The 17069-nt window shown below is 72.8% G+C and carries 17 protein-coding genes; 13 read left to right on the plus strand and 4 right to left on the minus strand.

Annotated elements, in window-relative coordinates:
- Positions 1-17 precede the first annotated feature (17 nt).
- From E1281_RS05165 to E1281_RS05195, 7 genes are all read left to right on the plus strand, one after another.
- Positions 18-1220 carry a site-2 protease family protein gene (locus E1281_RS05165; protein ID WP_131875970.1) on the plus strand — a complete coding sequence of 401 codons (1203 nt, stop codon included), beginning with the start codon at positions 18-20 and terminating at the stop codon, positions 1218-1220.
- 118 nt (positions 1221-1338) lie between these two features.
- Complete coding sequence (gene ispG / locus E1281_RS05170) at positions 1339-2532, plus strand: flavodoxin-dependent (E)-4-hydroxy-3-methylbut-2-enyl-diphosphate synthase (protein WP_279433592.1); 1194 nt, start codon at positions 1339-1341, stop codon at positions 2530-2532.
- A gap of 308 nt (positions 2533-2840) precedes the next feature.
- Positions 2841-4448 (plus strand): alpha/beta hydrolase, encoded by a 1608-nt coding sequence (locus E1281_RS05175; RefSeq protein ID WP_243716604.1) that lies wholly within the window; start codon positions 2841-2843, stop codon positions 4446-4448.
- A gap of 162 nt (positions 4449-4610) precedes the next feature.
- Positions 4611-6215 carry an alpha/beta hydrolase gene (locus tag E1281_RS05180; protein ID WP_243716606.1) on the plus strand — a complete coding sequence of 535 codons (1605 nt, stop codon included), beginning with the start codon at positions 4611-4613 and terminating at the stop codon, positions 6213-6215.
- Positions 6216-6380: 165 nt separating this feature from the next.
- Positions 6381-7223, plus strand: a complete 843-nt coding sequence (locus E1281_RS05185) for a GNAT family N-acetyltransferase (protein WP_131875995.1) — start codon at positions 6381-6383, stop codon at positions 7221-7223.
- Positions 7224-7250: 27 nt separating this feature from the next.
- Positions 7251-8129, plus strand: a complete 879-nt coding sequence (locus tag E1281_RS05190) for a hypothetical protein (protein ID WP_131875971.1) — start codon at positions 7251-7253, stop codon at positions 8127-8129.
- A gap of 133 nt (positions 8130-8262) precedes the next feature.
- Positions 8263-9171 carry a hypothetical protein gene (locus tag E1281_RS05195; protein ID WP_131875972.1) on the plus strand — a complete coding sequence of 303 codons (909 nt, stop codon included), beginning with the start codon at positions 8263-8265 and terminating at the stop codon, positions 9169-9171.
- 154 nt (positions 9172-9325) lie between these two features.
- On the opposite strand, the gene E1281_RS05200 is transcribed toward E1281_RS05195, so the two are convergent.
- Both E1281_RS05200 and E1281_RS05205 read right to left on the minus strand, forming a co-directional pair.
- Positions 9326-9727 (minus strand): DUF3037 domain-containing protein, encoded by a 402-nt coding sequence (locus E1281_RS05200; RefSeq protein WP_279433593.1) that lies wholly within the window; start codon positions 9725-9727, stop codon positions 9326-9328.
- On the minus strand, positions 9724-10551 hold the full coding sequence (locus E1281_RS05205) for a HipA family kinase (protein ID WP_131875974.1): 828 nt from the start codon (positions 10549-10551) through the stop codon (positions 9724-9726). The genes E1281_RS05200 and E1281_RS05205 overlap by 4 nt, the downstream gene beginning before the upstream one ends.
- Before the next feature lie 45 nt (positions 10552-10596).
- On the opposite strand from E1281_RS05205, the gene E1281_RS05210 reads away from it, so the two are divergent.
- Entirely contained in the window at positions 10597-11280 is a 684-nt protein-coding gene (locus tag E1281_RS05210; protein ID WP_131875975.1) for a cyclase family protein, read from the plus strand.
- A 61-nt stretch (positions 11281-11341) separates the two neighbouring features.
- The gene (locus tag E1281_RS05215; protein ID WP_131875976.1) at positions 11342-12085 is read left to right on the plus strand and encodes a hypothetical protein; all 744 of its coding nucleotides are present in this window, start codon (positions 11342-11344) and stop codon (positions 12083-12085) included.
- Between the two features lie 42 nt (positions 12086-12127).
- Here the strand turns inward: E1281_RS05215 and E1281_RS05220 are convergent, their stop codons facing one another.
- On the minus strand, positions 12128-12739 hold the full coding sequence (locus E1281_RS05220; RefSeq protein ID WP_131875977.1) for a DUF4870 domain-containing protein: 612 nt from the start codon (positions 12737-12739) through the stop codon (positions 12128-12130).
- A gap of 86 nt (positions 12740-12825) precedes the next feature.
- Between E1281_RS05220 and E1281_RS05225 the strand changes: the two genes are divergently transcribed.
- Both E1281_RS05225 and E1281_RS05230 read left to right on the plus strand, forming a co-directional pair.
- Positions 12826-13779, plus strand: a complete 954-nt coding sequence (locus tag E1281_RS05225; RefSeq protein ID WP_131875978.1) for a hypothetical protein — start codon at positions 12826-12828, stop codon at positions 13777-13779.
- A gap of 114 nt (positions 13780-13893) precedes the next feature.
- Positions 13894-14517: a PaaI family thioesterase gene (locus tag E1281_RS05230; protein ID WP_243716611.1), complete on the plus strand. Its 624-nt coding sequence runs from the start codon at positions 13894-13896 to the stop codon at positions 14515-14517.
- Positions 14518-14536: 19 nt separating this feature from the next.
- Here the strand turns inward: E1281_RS05230 and E1281_RS05235 are convergent, their stop codons facing one another.
- The gene (locus E1281_RS05235; RefSeq protein ID WP_131875980.1) at positions 14537-15052 is read right to left on the minus strand and encodes a hypothetical protein; all 516 of its coding nucleotides are present in this window, start codon (positions 15050-15052) and stop codon (positions 14537-14539) included.
- Between the two features lie 39 nt (positions 15053-15091).
- Between E1281_RS05235 and E1281_RS05240 the strand changes: the two genes are divergently transcribed.
- Positions 15092-15778: a response regulator transcription factor gene (locus E1281_RS05240; protein ID WP_131875981.1), complete on the plus strand. Its 687-nt coding sequence runs from the start codon at positions 15092-15094 to the stop codon at positions 15776-15778.
- On the plus strand, positions 15775-17069 hold a 1295-nt coding region (locus tag E1281_RS05245), incomplete at its 3' end, for a HAMP domain-containing sensor histidine kinase (protein ID WP_131875982.1). The genes E1281_RS05240 and E1281_RS05245, both read left to right, overlap by 4 nt.

Raw genomic sequence — 17069 nt, forward strand, 5'->3', positions numbered from 1 at the left:
GAACCCAAGGGGACCGGATGGCCTTCCTCCTCGGCGCGGTGGCGTTCGTCGTCGCGCTGCTGGCGTCGGTGATGCTGCACGAGGGCGGGCACCTGCTCACCGCCAAGCGGTTCGGGATGAAGGCGACGCAGTACTTCGTGGGTTTCGGGCCGACCCTGTGGTCGGTGCGGCGCGGCGAGACCGAGTACGGCGTCAAGGCGATCCCGCTGGGCGGCTTCGTCAAGATCGTGGGGTACACGCCGCTGGAGGAGATCGACGCGGCCGACCGTCCCCGGGCGTTCTACCGGCAGCCCGCCCCGCGCCGCGCGATCGTCATCGGCGCGGGCGTCGTCGCCAACTTCCTGTTCGCGTTCCTGCTGCTCATGGCGATGGCCATGACGATCGGCGTCCGCGAGCCCGGCACCGCGACCAGCACGGTCGCCGAGGTCTCCCCGTGCGTGCCCGCCGGGATGCGCGCGGCCTGCGACGAGGGCCGCCCGCCGTCGCCAGCCGCGCGGGCGGGGCTGCGCGCCGGGGACCGCGTCGTCTCCTTCAACGGATCGCCGGTCGCCGACTGGAGGGACCTCACCGAGGCGATCGACCGGGCCGAGCCGGGGCGGACGGTGCGGCTGGAGGTGCGCCGGCCCGGGGCGGAGCGGCCGGTGACGCTGCCGGTCACGCTCGCGGACGTGGAGGGGGAGCCGTTCGTCGGCGTGTCCTCGAAGGTCGTCGGCGCCGGATACGAGCGGACGGGACCGCTGAACGCGGCGGTGTTCGCCGCGGAGGGCATCGGCAGGATCCTCTCCGGCATCGGCGAGGTGGTGGTGGACCTGCCCTCGGCGATCCCGAGGCTGTTCTCGCCCGACCGGGAGAGTTCGCCCGGCGGCCAGGTCGGCAGCGTGGTCGGCGCCACCGACGTGTCCGGCCAGATCTTCGCGTCCGAAGGCGCCGGCACCAAGGACAAGCTCGCGCTGTTCCTGTCGCTGGTCGTCTCGCTGAACATCTTCCTCGGGGCGCTCAACCTCCTTCCCCTGCTGCCGCTGGACGGGGGCCATCTCGCCGTGGTGGCCTACGAGCGGGCCCGCGCGGGCTTGCACCGGATCCGCGGCCGTCCGGATCCGGGCACCGTCGACATGACCAGGCTCCTGCCCTTGACCTACCTCGTCGTCCTGTTGCTCGTGGGGTTCGGGGTGCTGCTGATCCTCGCCGACCTGTTCAATCCGCTCCGGCTACCGGGCTGACACGAAATGTTCACGCAATGCATCCGTATGGTCACACCGTTGGTCGCCGGGTGCCGTCAACTCAGCCGCGCCGGGCGCTTAGGCTTTGTAACCGGGGCCGGCAAGCAAGAGGAGAGGGATGAGCGTTTCACTGGGAATTCCGAGCGTTCGCGGAGAAGGCGGCGGTCAGGGGGCGCGGGGTTCCGTCGCGGCGCGCCGCCGGTCCCGGCAGATCATGGTCGGGAACGTGCCGGTGGGCGGCGACGCCCCGGTGTCGGTGCAGTCCATGACCACGACCGTCACCGCCGACGTGAACGCGACGCTGCAGCAGATCGCGGAACTCACCGCGTCGGGCTGCCAGATCGTGCGGGTGGCGTGCCCGTCGCAGGACGACGCGGACGCGCTTCCCGCGATCGCGAGCAAGTCGCCGATCCCCGTCATCGCCGACATCCACTTCCAGCCGAAGTACGTGTTCGCGGCGATCGACGCGGGCTGTGCGGCCGTACGGGTCAACCCCGGCAACATCAAGAAGTTCGACGACCGGGTCGGTGAGATCGCCAAGGCGGCCAAGGACGCCGGCGTCCCGATCCGCATCGGCGTGAACGCCGGTTCGCTGGACAAGCGGCTGCTGGAGAAGTACGGCAGGGCCACGCCCGAGGCGATGGTGGAGTCGGCGCTGTGGGAGTGCTCGCTGTTCGAGGAGCACGACTTCCGCGACATCAAGATCTCGGTCAAGCACAACGACCCGGTCGTGATGATCGAGGCGTACCGGCAGCTGGCGGACGCCTGCGACTACCCGCTGCACCTCGGCGTCACCGAGGCGGGCCCGGCCTTCCAGGGCACGATCAAGTCCGCGGTGGCGTTCGGGTCGCTGCTCGCCGCCGGGATCGGCGACACGATCCGGGTGTCCCTTTCGGCGCCTCCGGTCGAGGAGGTCAAGGTCGGCACGGCCATCCTGGAGTCGCTCGGGCTGCGCGAGCGCGGGCTGGAGATCGTGTCCTGCCCGTCGTGCGGGCGTGCGCAGGTGGACGTGTACACGCTCGCCGAGCAGGTCACCGCCGGGCTGAAGGACTTCCCCGTCCCGCTGCGCGTCGCCGTGATGGGCTGCGTGGTGAACGGTCCGGGCGAGGCGCGTGAGGCCGACCTCGGTGTCGCGTCCGGCAACGGCAAAGGCCAGATCTTCGTCAAGGGGGAGGTCATCAAGACCGTCCCCGAGTCGCAGATCGTGGAGACCCTGATCGAGGAGGCCATGCGCATCGCCGATGAGATGGGCGTCGAGATCGGCGAGGACGGCTCCGTCTCCGGCCCCGGCGCCGACGTCGTGGTCAGTTGATCCCATGGTCGGCTGACCCCGTGGTCGGCTGATGCCGTGACTCACGAGGGGCCCTGGGCGCGAACCCGGGGCCCTTTCGCATGCGCGGCGCCCGGCCGCCCCCTGCGCGCGGAACGCCGAACGTCCCGGCTGATCACGAAGTTCCGATGATCTTGTCACGATTGCGTATCCAGTCACCCCGGCCCTTGCCGTCATAAGGGGCGAAGAACGGACAATCTCCACGCAATCCGCATCCGCTATGTATCGGCGCAGCTCCCCCTCCGGTCCCGGTATCGGGCCAGCCGGAGCCGCCGATCTGAGGGGGTCAAGTGAAAAGGATCGTTCTCGTCGCGGCCGCAGCGGTCGTGACGTTCGGCGGCACCGGCGCCGTCGTCGCCGCGAGCGCGGACACCGGCCCCGCGGGCGCCGGTGCCGGGATCGCGGCACAGGAGATCGATTGGGGCGCGTGCGAGGTCAGCGGCCCTGACGACCCGATGAACAAGGCCCAGTGCGCCCAGGTCGACGTGCCCCTCGACCACAGCGAGCCGGGCGGCCGCAAGCTCTCCATCGCGGTGTCGCGCTTCAAGCACACCGACGAGAAGGACTACAAGGGCGTCCTGTTCGTGAACCCGGGCGGTCCCGGCGGCTCCGGCCTCGCCTACGCGCCCGCGCTCGCCCGCTGGATCGGCGACACCGGCCACGCCGACGTCGCGGCCAAGTACGACATCATCGGCTTCGACCCCCGCGGTGTCGGCTCCAGCAAGCCCGCGCTCACCTGCGACCCCGGCTACAACGATCCGATCCGCCCCGCCTACGTGCCGGACTCCTGGCGCGAGGAGGCGGCCTGGATCGCCAGGTCGAAGAAGTACGCGCAGGACTGCGCGAAGAAGTTCGGCCGGCTGCTGCCGCACATGCGCACCACCGACGCCGCGCGCGACATCGACACGATCCGCGCAGCCCTCGGCCAGGAGAAGATCAGCTGGTACGGGTTCTCCTACGGCACCTACTTCGGCGCCACCTACGCCACGCTCTTCCCCGAGCGCGTGGAGCGGATGGTGATGGACGGCAACGTCAACCCGAAGAACGTCTGGTACCAGGGCCAGCTCGAACAGGACAAGGCGTTCGAGCGCAACATCCGCCTCTGGTTCGCCTGGATCGCCGAGCACGACTCGGTCTACCGCCTCGGCACGTCCGAGAAGGCCGTCCGCGCCAAGTACTACAAGGCGCTGGACGCGGCGGAGAAGTCGCCGATCGGCGGCGAGATCGGCCCGGCGGAGCTGACCGACATCCTGCTCAGCGCCGGTTACAACACGGGCTACTACATCCCGTTCGCCGAGGCGCTCTCGGCCTGGATCAACGACGGGGACCCCTCCGGACTGCTCGCCTACCTCAACCCGGGCGGCCAGGACAACGACTTCGCGGTCTATCTCGCCGTCCAGGGCGCCGACGCCCCGTGGCCCCGCAACTGGAGCAAGTGGCACCGCGACGCGGTGAAGCTCCACCGGCAGGGCTACACGTTCGAGACGTGGGGGAACGTCTGGTTCAACGCGCCCGTCGCCTTCTGGCCCTTCAACGGGGGCCCGCGGCTGAAGCTGAAGGGCGCCAAGGACCTGCCGGGCATGCTGCTCGTCCAGTCCACCAAGGACGCGGCGACGCCGGTCGAGGGCGGCCTGGAGATGCACAAGGTCTTCCCGTCCTCGCGGCTGGTGTTCGAGGTCGGAGGCAAGACCCACTCCAACACGCTCAACGGCAACGCGTGCCTGGACGACAAGGTCGCGGCGTACCTCGACACCGGCGCGCTGCCGGGCTCCCGCCGCGGACCGGACGCCTACTGCGAGGCCGTTCCGGAGCTCAACGACCCGGACCCGACGGCCGTCCAGCTGAAGTCCGCGCCCGTGGCACCCGCGGGCAAGGACCTTCCGGTCGGGCGCCCGTAGCCCGCGGAAACCGGTGGCGTGCCCGCCCGCCCCTCCACGGGGCGGGCGGGCACCGCCCGCCGTTTCCGCCGCCTCTTCGGCCGGGCGGGTCCCGGTTCGGACGGGAATCGCGCGATCCAGGGGGTCACGCGGTTCAGGGCGCCGCCCCGGTAGAAAGCCGGGGTGCTGAACGACGCTGGAAAGAGGGCCGCCGCCGGGACGGCCGCCGCCGCGCTCGCGCTGGGGCTCGCCGGAGCGGCCATGCAGGAGGCCGCCGCCGCGGGACATCGCGGAACCGAACCCGCCCCGAGGCCCGCCGGCCTCCCCTGGAAGCCCTGCCCCTCGAAGGACCCGGTGGAAGGCCCCCGCCTGAAGGGCCTCCAGTGCGCGGCCGTCCGCGTGCCGCTCGACCACGACCGTCCGGACGGCGAGCAGATCACGCTCGAACTGACGCGTGCCCGGCACACCGCGCCCGAGTCCCAGGGTGTGGTGCTGCTGAACCGCGGAGGGCCCGGCGCACACGGACGCGACCTCCCGACCGTCATCAAGGACGCGTTGCCCGGGAAGGTGGCCGCGTCCTACGACTGGATCGGCTTCGACCCGCGCGGCGTCGGCGCGAGCAAGCCCTCCCTGGCCTGCGACCCGAGCTACCAGAACCCCGGCCGCGCACGCCCCGACACCATCCCCGCGAACGCGGAGGAGGAGCGGGCGTGGACGGCCAGAGCCGAGGCTTACGCCGACGACTGCGCCGAGAGGCACCGGGCGATCCTGCCGCACATGGGCACGGCCGACTTGGCCCGCGACATGGACGTGATCCGCAGGGCCCTCGGCCAGGAGAGGATCAACTACTTCGGCTACTCGTACGGCAGTTACCTCGGCGCCGTCTACGCGACGATGTTCCCCGGACGGGTCCGCCGCATGGTGCTGGACAGCGTCGTCCGCCCCAGCGGCGTCTGGTACGAGAACAACCTCGACCAGAACGTCGCGTTCGAGAAGCGGATCCGCGCGTACTTCAGGTGGATCGCCCGTCACCACAAGACCTACGGGCTCGGGACGACGGAGCAAGAGGTCGCCGCCGCCTACGCCAAGGTCCGCGCAGCCCTGAAGAAGGAGCCCATCGGCGGGAAGGTGGGCCCCGCCGAACTGGACGACGTCTTCCTCGCCGACGGTTACGCCGACCAGAGCTGGCCCGCGCACGCGGAGGCCCTGTCCGCGTACGTCGTCCGGGACGACCCCGCCCCGCTGCGCAAGGCATGGCGGCCGCCCGGGCGCCTCGAACAGAACGCCTACGCCGCCTACACCGCCGTGGAATGCCGCGACGCGCCCTGGCCCCGCGACTGGAGCCGCTGGCACGCCGACAGCGAGCGCCTGTTCCGGCAGGGCCACCGGTTCGAGACCTGGAGCAACACCTGGTACAACGCGCCCTGCGCGTTCTGGGCGGTGCCGGGCGGGCCGCGTCCGGAGGTGCGGGGGACGCCGTCGCTCCCGCCGATCCTGCTCGTCCACGCCACCGAGGACGCCGCCACCCCGTACGCGGGGGCGCTGGAGACGCACCGCAGGTTCCCGACGTCCCGGCTGCTCGTCCAGACCGGCGGCGGTGACCACGGCGTCTCCCTGTCGGGAGACGCGTGCGTGGACGGGGCCGTCGCCGCCTACCTCGGCAGCGGCGAGCTGCCCGCGAGCCGGCTGGGCCCGGACGCGGAGTGCGCGGCCGGCCCTCCGCCCGAGGCCGCGGCCGCCGCGGCCGAGAAGCCCGGCGGCCCGGAACACGCCGCCGCGCCCCACTGAACGTTCTCCGCCCGTCCTGTCACGGGCGCCGCGGCGTCGCGGTCCGGCGATGGCCGAGCCCGTGAGGTGCCCGGACCGCGGACGACATAGGCTTGTCCACGTGGTGCTTTCATTGGTGAGGGCCGAACGGGGGTCGTCCCCGTCGCGGAGCCGGTAGCCGTGCGCATGCTGGGCTCGATGCCGGTGCGCGTGCTGGACGACCGGTACCGGGCGGAGGCCCTCGCGATCCTGGACGCCGACCCGGTGTCCAACGTGTTCGTCAGTTCCCGCGTGCACGCCGCGGGGCTCGACCCGCGCCGTCTCGGCGCCCAGATGTGGGGCTACCTCCACGACGGGCGCCTCACCTCGCTGTGCTACTCCGGCGCGAACCTCATCCCGGTGGCGGCGGGGCCGGAGGCCGTCCGCGCGTTCGCCGAACGGGCCCGGGGGCAGGGGCGGCGCTGCTCGTCCATCGTCGGGCCCGTCGACGCCGTCGGCGAGCTGTGGGAGATCCTCTCGCCGTACTGGGGGGCGCCCCGGGCCGTCCGCACGGACCAGCCGGTGATGGCCACCTCCGCGGTCCCCGACGCGCCGTCCGACACCGGCGTCCGGCGGGTGCGGATGGAGGAGTTCGACGTGGTCTACCCGGCCTGTGTGGCGATGTTCACCGAAGAGGTCGGGGTCTCGCCCAACGCCGGCGACGGGGGAGTGCTCTACCGTGCGCGGGTCGCCGAGCTGATCCGCGACGGCCGCGCGTTCGCCCGCATCGAGGACGGCCGCGTCATGTTCAAGGCCGAGATCGGCGCGGTCACACCCCGGGCCTGCCAGGTGCAGGGCGTGTGGGTGCCGCCCGAGCTGCGCGGCGAGGGCCGCTCCGTGGCCGGGATGTCCGCGGTGGTGCGGGAGGCGCTGCGCGGCGTCGCGCCGACCGTGTCGCTGTACGTCAACGACTACAACACGCGGGCGCGGGCCGCCTACCGGCGCGTCGGGTTCACCGAGGTCGGTTCCTTCATGTCGATCCTGTTCTGAGGGATTCATCCCCGGTACGATCCGCCCGTGGAGTTCGCCGGGGCATTACGGCAGGCCATCCAGGCCAGCGGGCTGACCCTGGAACGGATCCGCCACCGGCTCCGCCGCCGCGGGCTGGCCGTGAGCGTGGCCACCCTCAGCTACTGGCAGCGCGGCCGCAGCCGTCCACGGTCGCGGGCCGTCGTCGTGGCACTGGAGGAGATCCTCCAGATGCGGCCGGGGACCCTGACCGAGCTGCTGGACGATCCCGCCCCCGCCGTCCGCGGCGCCCTCGCGGCGGCCCCGTCCGGCGCCGCCGAACGCGGCCGCCCGGTGCGGGAGCTGTGGCCCGACCCGGACGGGTACGCGGGCCTCGTCGGGCAGCTCGACCGGTCCGGGGACCACCGGCTCGAACGGCTCAGCATCCACGACGTGTACCGGCTGGACGACGTCCGCCGTTCCTGGACGCTGTCGGTGCGGACCGTCCTGCGCGCGGCGGGCGACGGCATCGACCGGGTCGTGTGCGTCCACGAGGCCGGAGCCGGGAACGCCGGTCTCGCGCAGGTGCGGTACTGCCGTCCCGGGCGGATCCGCGCCGAGGGCGGGATGATGGCGTTCGAGCTGGTCTTCGACCGCGTCCTGTCGGCGGGCGACACCGCGGTCGTCGAGTACGAGCTCGGACTCGCAGGAGAACCCCCGCCCGACAGCTGCGACCGGCGCTTCCCCCACCCCGTCCACGACTACGTGGCGATCATCCAGTTCGCGGGCGGCCGGCTCCCCGCGCGCTGCTACGGCTTCACCGCCGAGAGCTCGCGGTCGCCGCGGCGGCGCCTCGCCGAGCTGTGGATCGGCACGTCCGGCAGCGCGAACTTCGCGGCCGGGGCGGTGCGGCGCGGGATCGTTGGCATCGAATGGGAGTGGCACTAGCTCCGGGGCGCGGTTGTCGGAAATTGCCGGTTGGAATCGGGCCCCCTGGGCCTTACAGTGAGCGCTGAAGTCGCAAGCGCAGGAGTCAAGGCCGTCATGCGGGGGCCGGCCGGACGAGATCCGGAGGCCAGCGGTGCAGAGTGTCGCGGAGGACGATCTCCTCCAGGTACTGCAGTACGGTCCTTTCAACGTGGCCCTGCACGCGGCCATCCAGGCCCGGGGCCTCAGCCTCGACTCGCTGCGGCGCCGCCTGGAGGAGCAGGGCATCGCGGTCAGCCTGTCCACGCTGAGCTACTGGCAGCGCGGCCGGACGCGTCCCGAACGCGCCGACTCGATGCGCGCCGTCCGCGGCCTCGAAGTCATCCTCGAACTGCCGCGCCATTCGCTGCTCACGCTGCTGAGGCCCACCGCCGAGCGCTCCGCCGGGGCGTGGCTGCCGGTGGAGGAGCTGTGCCCCGAGCCGGGCGTCCGCGACCTGCTCGACGAGATCGGCGACCGCGGCGAGCGGCAGCTCACCGGACTCAGCCTGCACGACCAGCACACCATCGGGCGGCGCCGGGAACTGCGCGAGGTCCGGTCCCGGGCGGTGTTCCAGGCGCAGCAGCGGGGCGTCGACCGCTGGACCGCCGTCTACCACCACCCGCACGGCATCCTGCCGTCCTCGCGAACCGCGCGCGGCTGCCGGTTCGGGCGCGTCCGCATGGACGAGGCGAGCGGCCTCATCGCCGCCGAGCTGCTGTTCGACCGGGCGCTCGGCCGCGGCGAGACCTACCTGCTGGAGTACGGTTTCGGATTCGACGAGACGGGCCCGCCGGTGACCGAGGAGGGACGCGGCTTCCGCACGCCGCAGCACGAGTTCCTCATCGAGGTCCGGTTCCACCCGGCCACCCTCCCCGCCCGCTGCTACCGGACGTGGCGTCCCGACGGCAACACCGCCCTCAAGGACTCGGCCGACCTGCGCATGTCCAGCTACCACAGCGTCCACTTCATCGAGTTCGGCATGGCCGCCGGCTACCACGGCATCCGCTGGGAGTGGACGTGATTCATTGCTTTCCCGACCTCGCCCCCTCGCCTGGCGGCTCGGGGGCGAATCGTGAAAGTGCGGGCGCGAATCGCTCCGCGATCTTCGGCTGAAGCTTCGCCTTCGGCTCGCTTCCGCCTCAGGTCGCGCGCCCGCGTGCGGATGCGGGTTGTTCTTACTTGACCAGCAGGTTCAGGAGGCGGTCCGGTTCTGACTTCGGGTCGTCGGTCAGGCCGGCGTGGACGGGGCCGGGCTGGACGATCGTGCTGCGGGGGGCGGTCAGCCAGCGGAAGCGGGCGCCCGGGGTCTCCTGTGCGGCCTGGCCGGCGTGCTCGCCGCCGCAGCAGACGGCGTCCACGGCCGTGAGCGCCGACCGGACGCCGTCCAGGTCCAGAGACGGGTCCAGGGCCAGGAGGCGCCGCTCGTCCAGATGCGTGCGGCACCCGAGATAGTCGAGCGCCCGGCAGTAGACCACCACGCCCACGTTCATGACCTCGCCCCGCTCGACGCGCGGGACGACGCGCAGCGCCGCGTACTCGAACACCGTGGGTTCCGCCGCCGTCCTGATGTTGCTCACGGGGCGCCGCCGAGCCATTCGGGCCGGTTCCTGCCGCGCTGGGACGCCTTGTCCTGCCGGTGCCCGCTCACGTCGGTGGCGGGCAGCCAGTCGCGCGGCTTCCCGGCGCGCGGCAGCAGGACGTCGAGGTAGGCGTCCCGCACCGCCTGCGGGCTGCCGAACCCGGGCTCGCCCTCCAGCCAGTGGTCGGGCACGAGCCCGGTCACCTCGCGCAGCAGGGCTTCGGTGATCTTCGGAGCCAGCTCCGCCTCGGCGGCCTCCAGCTCCTTCGCGTACGGTGTCAGCACATGGTCGTCCACGTCGTAGGGCCCGGAGAACAGCCGCGCCGCGTTCGACCAGGCGTGGTGGAAGATGAGGCTCGCGCCGTGGTCGATCAGCCACAGGTCGCCGTGCCAGACCAGCATGTTCGGGTTCCGCCAGCTGCGGTCCACGTTGCCGATGAACGCGTCGAACCACAGCACCCGGGAGGCGAACCCGGGGTCGGGCTTCCACCCCAGCGGGTCGAACCCGAGCGACCCGGGCAGGAAGTCGACGCCGAGGTTCCAGCCGGGGCTGGCCTTCAGCAGATCCTGCACGTCGGGGTCGGGCTCGTGCCGTCCGAGGGCCGGGTCGAGGTCGATGAGCACCTGGTCGGGCACCCGGAAGCCGAGCCGGCGTGCCAGCTCGCCCGCGATCACCTCGGCGATCAGGGCCTTGCGCCCCTGCCCGGCGCCATGGAACTTCATGACGTAGGTGCCGAGATCGTCTGCCTCGACGATGCCCGGCAGCGACCCGCCCTCGCGCAGCGGCGTCACGTATCGGATGGCCGTCACATGTGGCAACACGCCGCAACGCTACCGGGTGCCGATGCGGCGGGGATAATCGATCGCATGGGCGTTGAGCTGCTCGACCTGTCGGTGCCGATCGTCACCGGCATGCCCGTCTACCCGGGCGATCCCGAAGTGGAGGCGGTCCCCGCGCTGACGGCCGCCGGGTCCGGCGTGAACGTCCTGCGCCTGCACATGGGGTCGCAGTCCGGCACCCACGTGGACGCCCCGTTCCATATCGACGACGCCCTGCCGCGCCTCGACGAGCTGCCCCTGAGCCGCTTCACGGGGCCGGTGGTCGCCATGGACGCCCGCGGACTGCCGGCCCGCACGCCCATCGGCCCGGAGCTGCTGCCGGACGGCCTCGCGCCCGGTGTCGTCCTGCTCATCGCGACGGGCTGGGCCGGCTACTGGGGGACCGGGGCCTACCCGGCGCACCCGTACCTCGCTCCCGAGACCGCCGCGTCGATCGTCGCCGCCGGCGTCCGGACGGTGGGGATCGACGCGCTCAGCGTCGACCGCACCCCACCGCCCGGCTCGAAGGACCTCTCGCTGGCCGCTCACCGCGTCCTCTGCGAGGCGGGCGCGGTGATCGCCGAGAACCTCACCGGCCTCGACCGGGTCGTCGCGGCGCAACGGGCCGGCTGCGCGATCGACGTCTCGCTCTTCCCGATCGCCCTCGCCGGCGCGGACGGCGCCCCCGTCCGCGCCGTCGCCCGCGTGGACGACCGGGCCGTCCTCGTTTGAACGGGGCGGCCCGTCGGCGCGTCCATACTCACAGGGACGTACTTCGGAGGGATGGATCGCTGTGAAGGTTTCGTGGGCCACGGAACAGGGGAGCGCCGAGCGCGGCAACGAGGACTTCGTGGCGGCCGCCCCCGGCGCCGTCGTCGTGCTCGACGGCTGCGGGCTGCCGCTCGGCACCGACCTCGGGTGCGTGCACGGGACCGCCTGGTACGCGCGGTCGCTCGGCACCCGGCTGCTGGCGCGGATGCTGGACGGTCTCGGGCCGCAGGCCGGCCCGCCGGTGGGGCCGCCCGAAGGGGCGCACCGGCCGGGGCGGCGGCCACTGGTGGCACGGCTTGCCGGAGCGATCGCCGACGTCGCCGCGTCCCACCGGGAGAGCTGCGACCTGCGGGCGCCCACGACCCCCGCGGCCACGGTCCTCGCCCTCCGGGTGCGCGGCGAATGGGTCGACTACCTGGTGCTGGCGGACTCGACCCTGCTGCTGGACGGCAGACGCGGCGTGGAGGCGGTCACCGGCGGCCCGGCCTACGCCGCGGCCGATCCGGCGATGGCCGAGGCCGCGATCACGGGAACGGTGCCCGTGGGCGAGCTGGACCGCGCGACCCTGCTGACCGACGGGGCCACGCGGCTCGTGGACATGTTCGGGGTCACGGACTGGGACGGGCTGGCCAAGCTGGCGGCGGACCCCGGGCCCGCCGAGCTGATCGAGCGCAACCGGGAGATCGAGCGCACCGATCCCCGGGCCGCCCGGTGGCCGCGGAACAAGGTCCACGACGACGCGACCGCCGCGGTCTGCGCCTTCTGAGCTCCTGGATCCCGCTTCACCGGGCAGGCCGGGCCCGCCGGGTCACTTGATCATCCGATAGCAGAAGAAGGTCGGGAAGCGGTAGTACTGCTGCTTGCCCGACTTCACCGCGCCGAGGATGAGGAACACCCACTGCCCGATCAGCAGCTCGAGGTACGGGAGGGCGAGCAGGGCGAGGAACGCCGGTGCCTCCAGGATGATGGCGGGCGGCACGCAGACGGCCGCGACCACGAGGAGATGGATCAGCAGCGTGATCTGGAAGTTGAGGGCCTGGGCCGCGTGGAACCGGGTGAACGGGTCGGTGTTCTTCTTCACGAAGTAGATGATCAGTGGGGCGAAGAAGCCGACCACGAGCATCCCGACGTAGGAGAAGACCGCCCAGGTCGTGTCCACCGCCGGCGGATACTGCGGGCCGTAGGGGACACCGGGAGGGCCGTACCCCCAGCGCGGGTCATAGGGGCCTCCGGGCGGCGGCTGATCGCCGTAGGGCGGCTGGCCGCCGGGCGGGGCGCCGTGAGGAGGCTGCCCGCCGGGCGGAGCGCCGTAGGGCGGCTGCCCGCCAGGGGGCGCGCCGTAGGGCGGCTGCCCGGGCGCCTGCCCGTAGGAGCCTTGGTACGGCGGCGGCTGGTCTGGAGGCGGGGGCTGGTCCGTCACTGGCCTTGTCCTTCAATCCTCATGGGGTCTCGCGAAAACCTATCTGAGTGCCGCCCGCCGCCGCAGGTGCGCTACCGTCCCCGATCATGAAGGGCGACAAGGGGCCTGGCGGCGCGGACGGCGACCGGAGACCGCGGAACCCGTACCCCCTGCCGGGGCAGAACCCGGATCCGCGTGAGGACGACTCGCCGCCGGACTCGTCCCCGCCCCCGGCTTCGGAGATGCGGCCGCCGCCGATTCCCGGGATGCCGCCGTCCAAGGGGGCGCCGCCGGAAGCGCCCCCCGGGTTCCCGGCCGGCGGCCGTTCGGTGCGGTCCGGGGCCATGGTCTGGCTGATGTTCCTCGGCCCTTTCGTGGTCGCGATGCTGGTCATCTTCTCCTGGGCCGGGCACCGGATCTACGGCGCCGGCGAAGACGACGGGGACGGGGTGGCGGCCCGCCCGCCGGACTCGCCGAGGCCGGAGCCGATCAGCACGGTCCCGCCGAAGGTGAAGGGGTGGGACGCGGTCACCAGCGCCAAGTACGGCATGAGCTACGACGTCCCCTCCTCGTGGCGCATCCTGCCCTCGACCGTCCTCATCGGGTGGGAGGCGGCGCACGGCCAGGATCGGTCGATGATGAGCACCGCCGCGGTGTTCCGCGAGGACGTGTGCAAGGACGGCGACGACGAGTACACCCGCGCTCACACGGGCTTCAACCAGTACGTCGAGGGCGGGCTGACCGGCGTCGCCGAGCACGCCGCGAAGAAGTGGGCGGCGAACGCCTACACCAGCGAGGGCGACCCGGCGCCGTCGATCGCCCTGAAGGCCCCGGAGAGCGTGAAGGCGGGGCGGAAGAAGGGCGTGCACGTTCAGGCGGACGTCGTCATGAAGGCCACGGGACGGTGCGTCCCGCCGACCGCGGTCGTGCACACGGTCGCCGTTCCCGGCGTCGGGCCCGGCAAGACGACGGTCTTCATCCTGCTGGCCGACCAGGGCGTCCCGGACGCGGCGCCGAAGGCTGCGATCAAGAAGATCCTCGGCAGCCTCCGGCCCAGCTGATCCGCACCCGGCCGATCTTCGCGCGGCCGATCTTCACGCGGCACCCCGCCGTCCCGTCCATGCCGCCCCGCATCCTAGAATCACGTTCGGAAAATGGAGGGGCGTGTGAGCGCGATGCCGGTGGAACGGCAGGAGCTGGCCGACGACGAGGTGGCGGCGCGGGCCGGTCTCGCCGCCAGGGTCCGCGAGCTGGCGGAGGTGGCGGTCCTCACCGGAGTCGACGCCGCCGAAGCCGCCGCGGTGGCGGACGAGATCGAGGCCCTGACCGCGCGGCTCGCGGTCGGGCGCCGCGAGGCCCCGCCGTACGTCGCCTCCAGCACGGGCATCCTGGAACGGCACACGGCCAACCCCGTCAACGGGACCCTCAACCCGTTCGCGCCGCCCGTCGACCTGACGAGCGATCCGGACGGCACGGTCCGCGGCGAGTTCACGCTCAGCCCGCTCTACGAGGGCCCGCCGTCCTACGTGCACGGCGGTGTCTCCGCGATGGTGCTCGACCAGGCCCTCGGCATGGCGGCGGCCGTCTCCGGGAGGCCCGGCATGACCGCGAACCTGGAGCTGCGCTACCGGCGTCCCACGCCGCTCGGCGTCCCGCTGCACGTGGAGGCGAGGTTCAGCCGCGTGGAGGGACGCAAGATCTGGGCGTCCGGGAGCATCGCCGGGCCCGACGGCCGCGTCACGGTGGAGGCCACCGCGATGTTCATCGAGCCGCAGCGGTTCGTCACGTCGCGGCACTGACCACGGTCCGGGGATCCGGTCAGTACTCGTAGACCTTGACCGCCGGATCGCCGTCCGGCCAGGTCGCGACGACCGACGAGGTGCGCTCGTCGCCGAGGAAGTCGACGCGGAGCCATCCTCCCGCCTGCGTCACCCGCGTCTCGTACCCCGGTTCGGGCGTCGCCGACACCAGCCGGACGCGGTCCTTCTCGATCGACAGCACGGCGCGGCCGCCGCGCGTGGCGTAGCTGCGCACATTGTCGTCCGGCTTCGCGCCGGAGGACGCGGCGGAGGTCCTCCCCTCCCGCTCCGGATCACCGGGCGGCGCCTTCGGGGACCGGGACGGTCCGGGCGCCTCGTCCTCGTCCGCGGGCGGGCCCGGCCGGGACGTCGGCGAACCGATGTCCGTCGGCGGGCTGGAGTGGATGACGGGCCCCGAGATCGGCGGCGGCGCCGACCTCTCCGCCACCGTGCCGCGCACGACACCGCGTACTCCGAGCCACGAGAGCGCCACCGCGAGCGCGGTCACCCCCGCCCACGGGGCAACATACGACATCGCGCGACGCATGGGCACATGGTGGCATACGGTTCCGCCATGGCGAGTGTTCTGGTGGTCGAGGATGATGCGAATGTCCGGACCGCCCTGATCCGGGAACTGAGTGTGCGGTCGCATGTCGTACGCAGCGTCGGGACGGCGATGGACGCTCTGCGCGAGGTCACGCAGGCGCCGCCCGACGTCGTCGTCCTCGACCTCGGGCTGCCCGACCTCGACGGCGCGGAGGTGCTGAAGATGCTGCGCGGAATCTCCGACGTCCCCGTCATCATCGCGACCGCGCGCGACGACGAGCCCGAGATCGTCCGGTTACTGAACGCCGGTGCCGACGACTACCTCATCAAACCGTTCTCCATCGAACACCTCAGCGCACGGCTCGCGGCGGTGCTGCGCAGGTCCGCCCGCTCCGGGCCGGCCGCCGAGATCAGCGTCGGCGGCCTGCACATCGACCTGGACCGCCGGGAGGCGATGCTGGACGGCGAACCCCTCGAACTGACCCGCCGCGAGTTCGACCTGCTGGCCTACCTGGCCGCCCGCCCCGGACGCGTCGTGGCGCGGCGCGAACTCCTCGCCGAGGTGTGGCGGCAGGCCTACGGCGACGACCAGACCATCGACGTGCACCTGTCCTGGCTCCGCCGCAAGCTCGGCGAGACCGCCGCCGCACCCCGCTACCTGCACACGGTGCGCGGCGTCGGGGTCCGGCTGGCCGAGCCCGATCCGAGACCATGAGGAAGACGCTCGCCCTGGTGTCCCTCGCGGTCACCTCGATGGTCGCGCTGGCGTTCCTCATCCCGCTCGCGCTGACCGTCCGGGAGATCGCGCGGGACGGCGCCCTCACCGCCGCGGAGCGGCAGGCCAGCGCGCTGGGCCCCGTGCTCGTCGTCACCGAGGACCCGGCCGCGCTCGAACGCGCCGTCGCCAGCACCGAGGCGGGCGCGACGAAACGGATGACCGTGCACATGCCGGACGGCGCCCTGGTCCCGAGGGACGGCCGGGGCGAATTCAGCGCCAGCCCCGAGCAGCTCGCCGAGGCCGGGCGCCGCGGGCGCGCCTACACCGCCCGCGTGGACGGCGGATACGCGCTGCTCCAGCCGGTGTCGCTGGACGCGGGCCGCACCGCTGTCGTCGAGGTCTTCGTGCCCGACGAGGACCTCTCGCGCGGCGTGTGGCAGGCGTGGCTCGTCATGACGACCGTCGCCGCCGCGCTCGTCGCCGGGTCCGTCGCCGCCGCCGTCTGGCTCGGCAACCGGATGATCCGCTCCACCCGCCGGCTCGCCGAGGCCGCCAGCGCGTTCGGCGAGGGGGAGATGTCGGTGCGCATCGAGCCGGACGGCCCGCCCGAGCTGGTGGAGGCGGGGCTGGCGTTCAACGCGATGGCCGACCACGTCGTCCAGCTGCTGTCCGCCGAACGGGAGATGGCCGCCGACCTCTCGCACCGGCTCCGCACCCCGCTCGCCGCGCTCCGCCTCAACGCCGAGGCCCTCGGGGACGGTCCCGTCGCCGACCAGACCCGCGAGGCCGTCGACCGCATCGAGCACGAGGTCGACCAGATCATCCGGACCGTCCGGCGCCCGACCGGCCGGGGAAGCTGCGACGCCGCCAAGGTCCTGCGCGAGCGCGTCTCGTTCTGGCTCGTCCTCGCCGAGGACGAGGGCCGCTCCTGCGAGTTGATCGGCGCCGAGGCCCCCGCGCCGCTCCCGCTGCCGGGGACCGAGCTCGCCGCCGCCGTCGACGCGCTGCTCGGCAACATCTTCCGGCACACGTCCGAGGGAACCGGCTTCGCCGTCACCCTCCACCAGGGCCAGGGCGTGACCGGCATCCTCGTCGCCGACGCCGGCCCCGGCATCGCCGACCCGGACGCGGCGCTGAAGCGCGGCAGCAGCGGCGGCGGCTCCACGGGCCTCGGCCTGGACATCGCCCGCCGCGCCGCCGAGTCCACGGGCGGCTACCTGCGCATCCACCGCAGCGTCCTCGGCGGCGCGCAGGTCCAGATGTGGTTCCGCACCAAGTGGCTGCCGCC

The sequence above is a fragment of the Actinomadura sp. KC345 genome (assembly GCF_004348515.1).
GTDB lineage: Bacteria > Actinomycetota > Actinomycetes > Streptosporangiales > Streptosporangiaceae > Spirillospora.

Excerpts from the sequence above, each read along its gene's own strand:
- E1281_RS05165 (WP_131875970.1), top strand. The coding sequence starts at position 18 with ATGGCCTTCCTCCTCGGCGCGGTGGCGTTCGTCGTCGCGCTGCTGGCG.
- ispG (WP_279433592.1), top strand. The coding sequence starts at position 1,339 with ATGAGCGTTTCACTGGGAATTCCGAGCGTTCGCGGAGAAGGCGGCGGT.
- E1281_RS05185 (WP_131875995.1), top strand. The coding sequence starts at position 6,381 with ATGCTGGGCTCGATGCCGGTGCGCGTGCTGGACGACCGGTACCGGGCG.
- E1281_RS05210 (WP_131875975.1), top strand. The coding sequence starts at position 10,597 with ATGGGCGTTGAGCTGCTCGACCTGTCGGTGCCGATCGTCACCGGCATG.
- E1281_RS05225 (WP_131875978.1), top strand. The coding sequence starts at position 12,826 with ATGAAGGGCGACAAGGGGCCTGGCGGCGCGGACGGCGACCGGAGACCG.
- E1281_RS05230 (WP_243716611.1), top strand. The coding sequence starts at position 13,894 with ATGCCGGTGGAACGGCAGGAGCTGGCCGACGACGAGGTGGCGGCGCGG.
- E1281_RS05235 (WP_131875980.1), bottom strand. The coding sequence starts at position 15,052 with ATGTCGTATGTTGCCCCGTGGGCGGGGGTGACCGCGCTCGCGGTGGCG.
- E1281_RS05240 (WP_131875981.1), top strand. The coding sequence starts at position 15,092 with ATGGCGAGTGTTCTGGTGGTCGAGGATGATGCGAATGTCCGGACCGCC.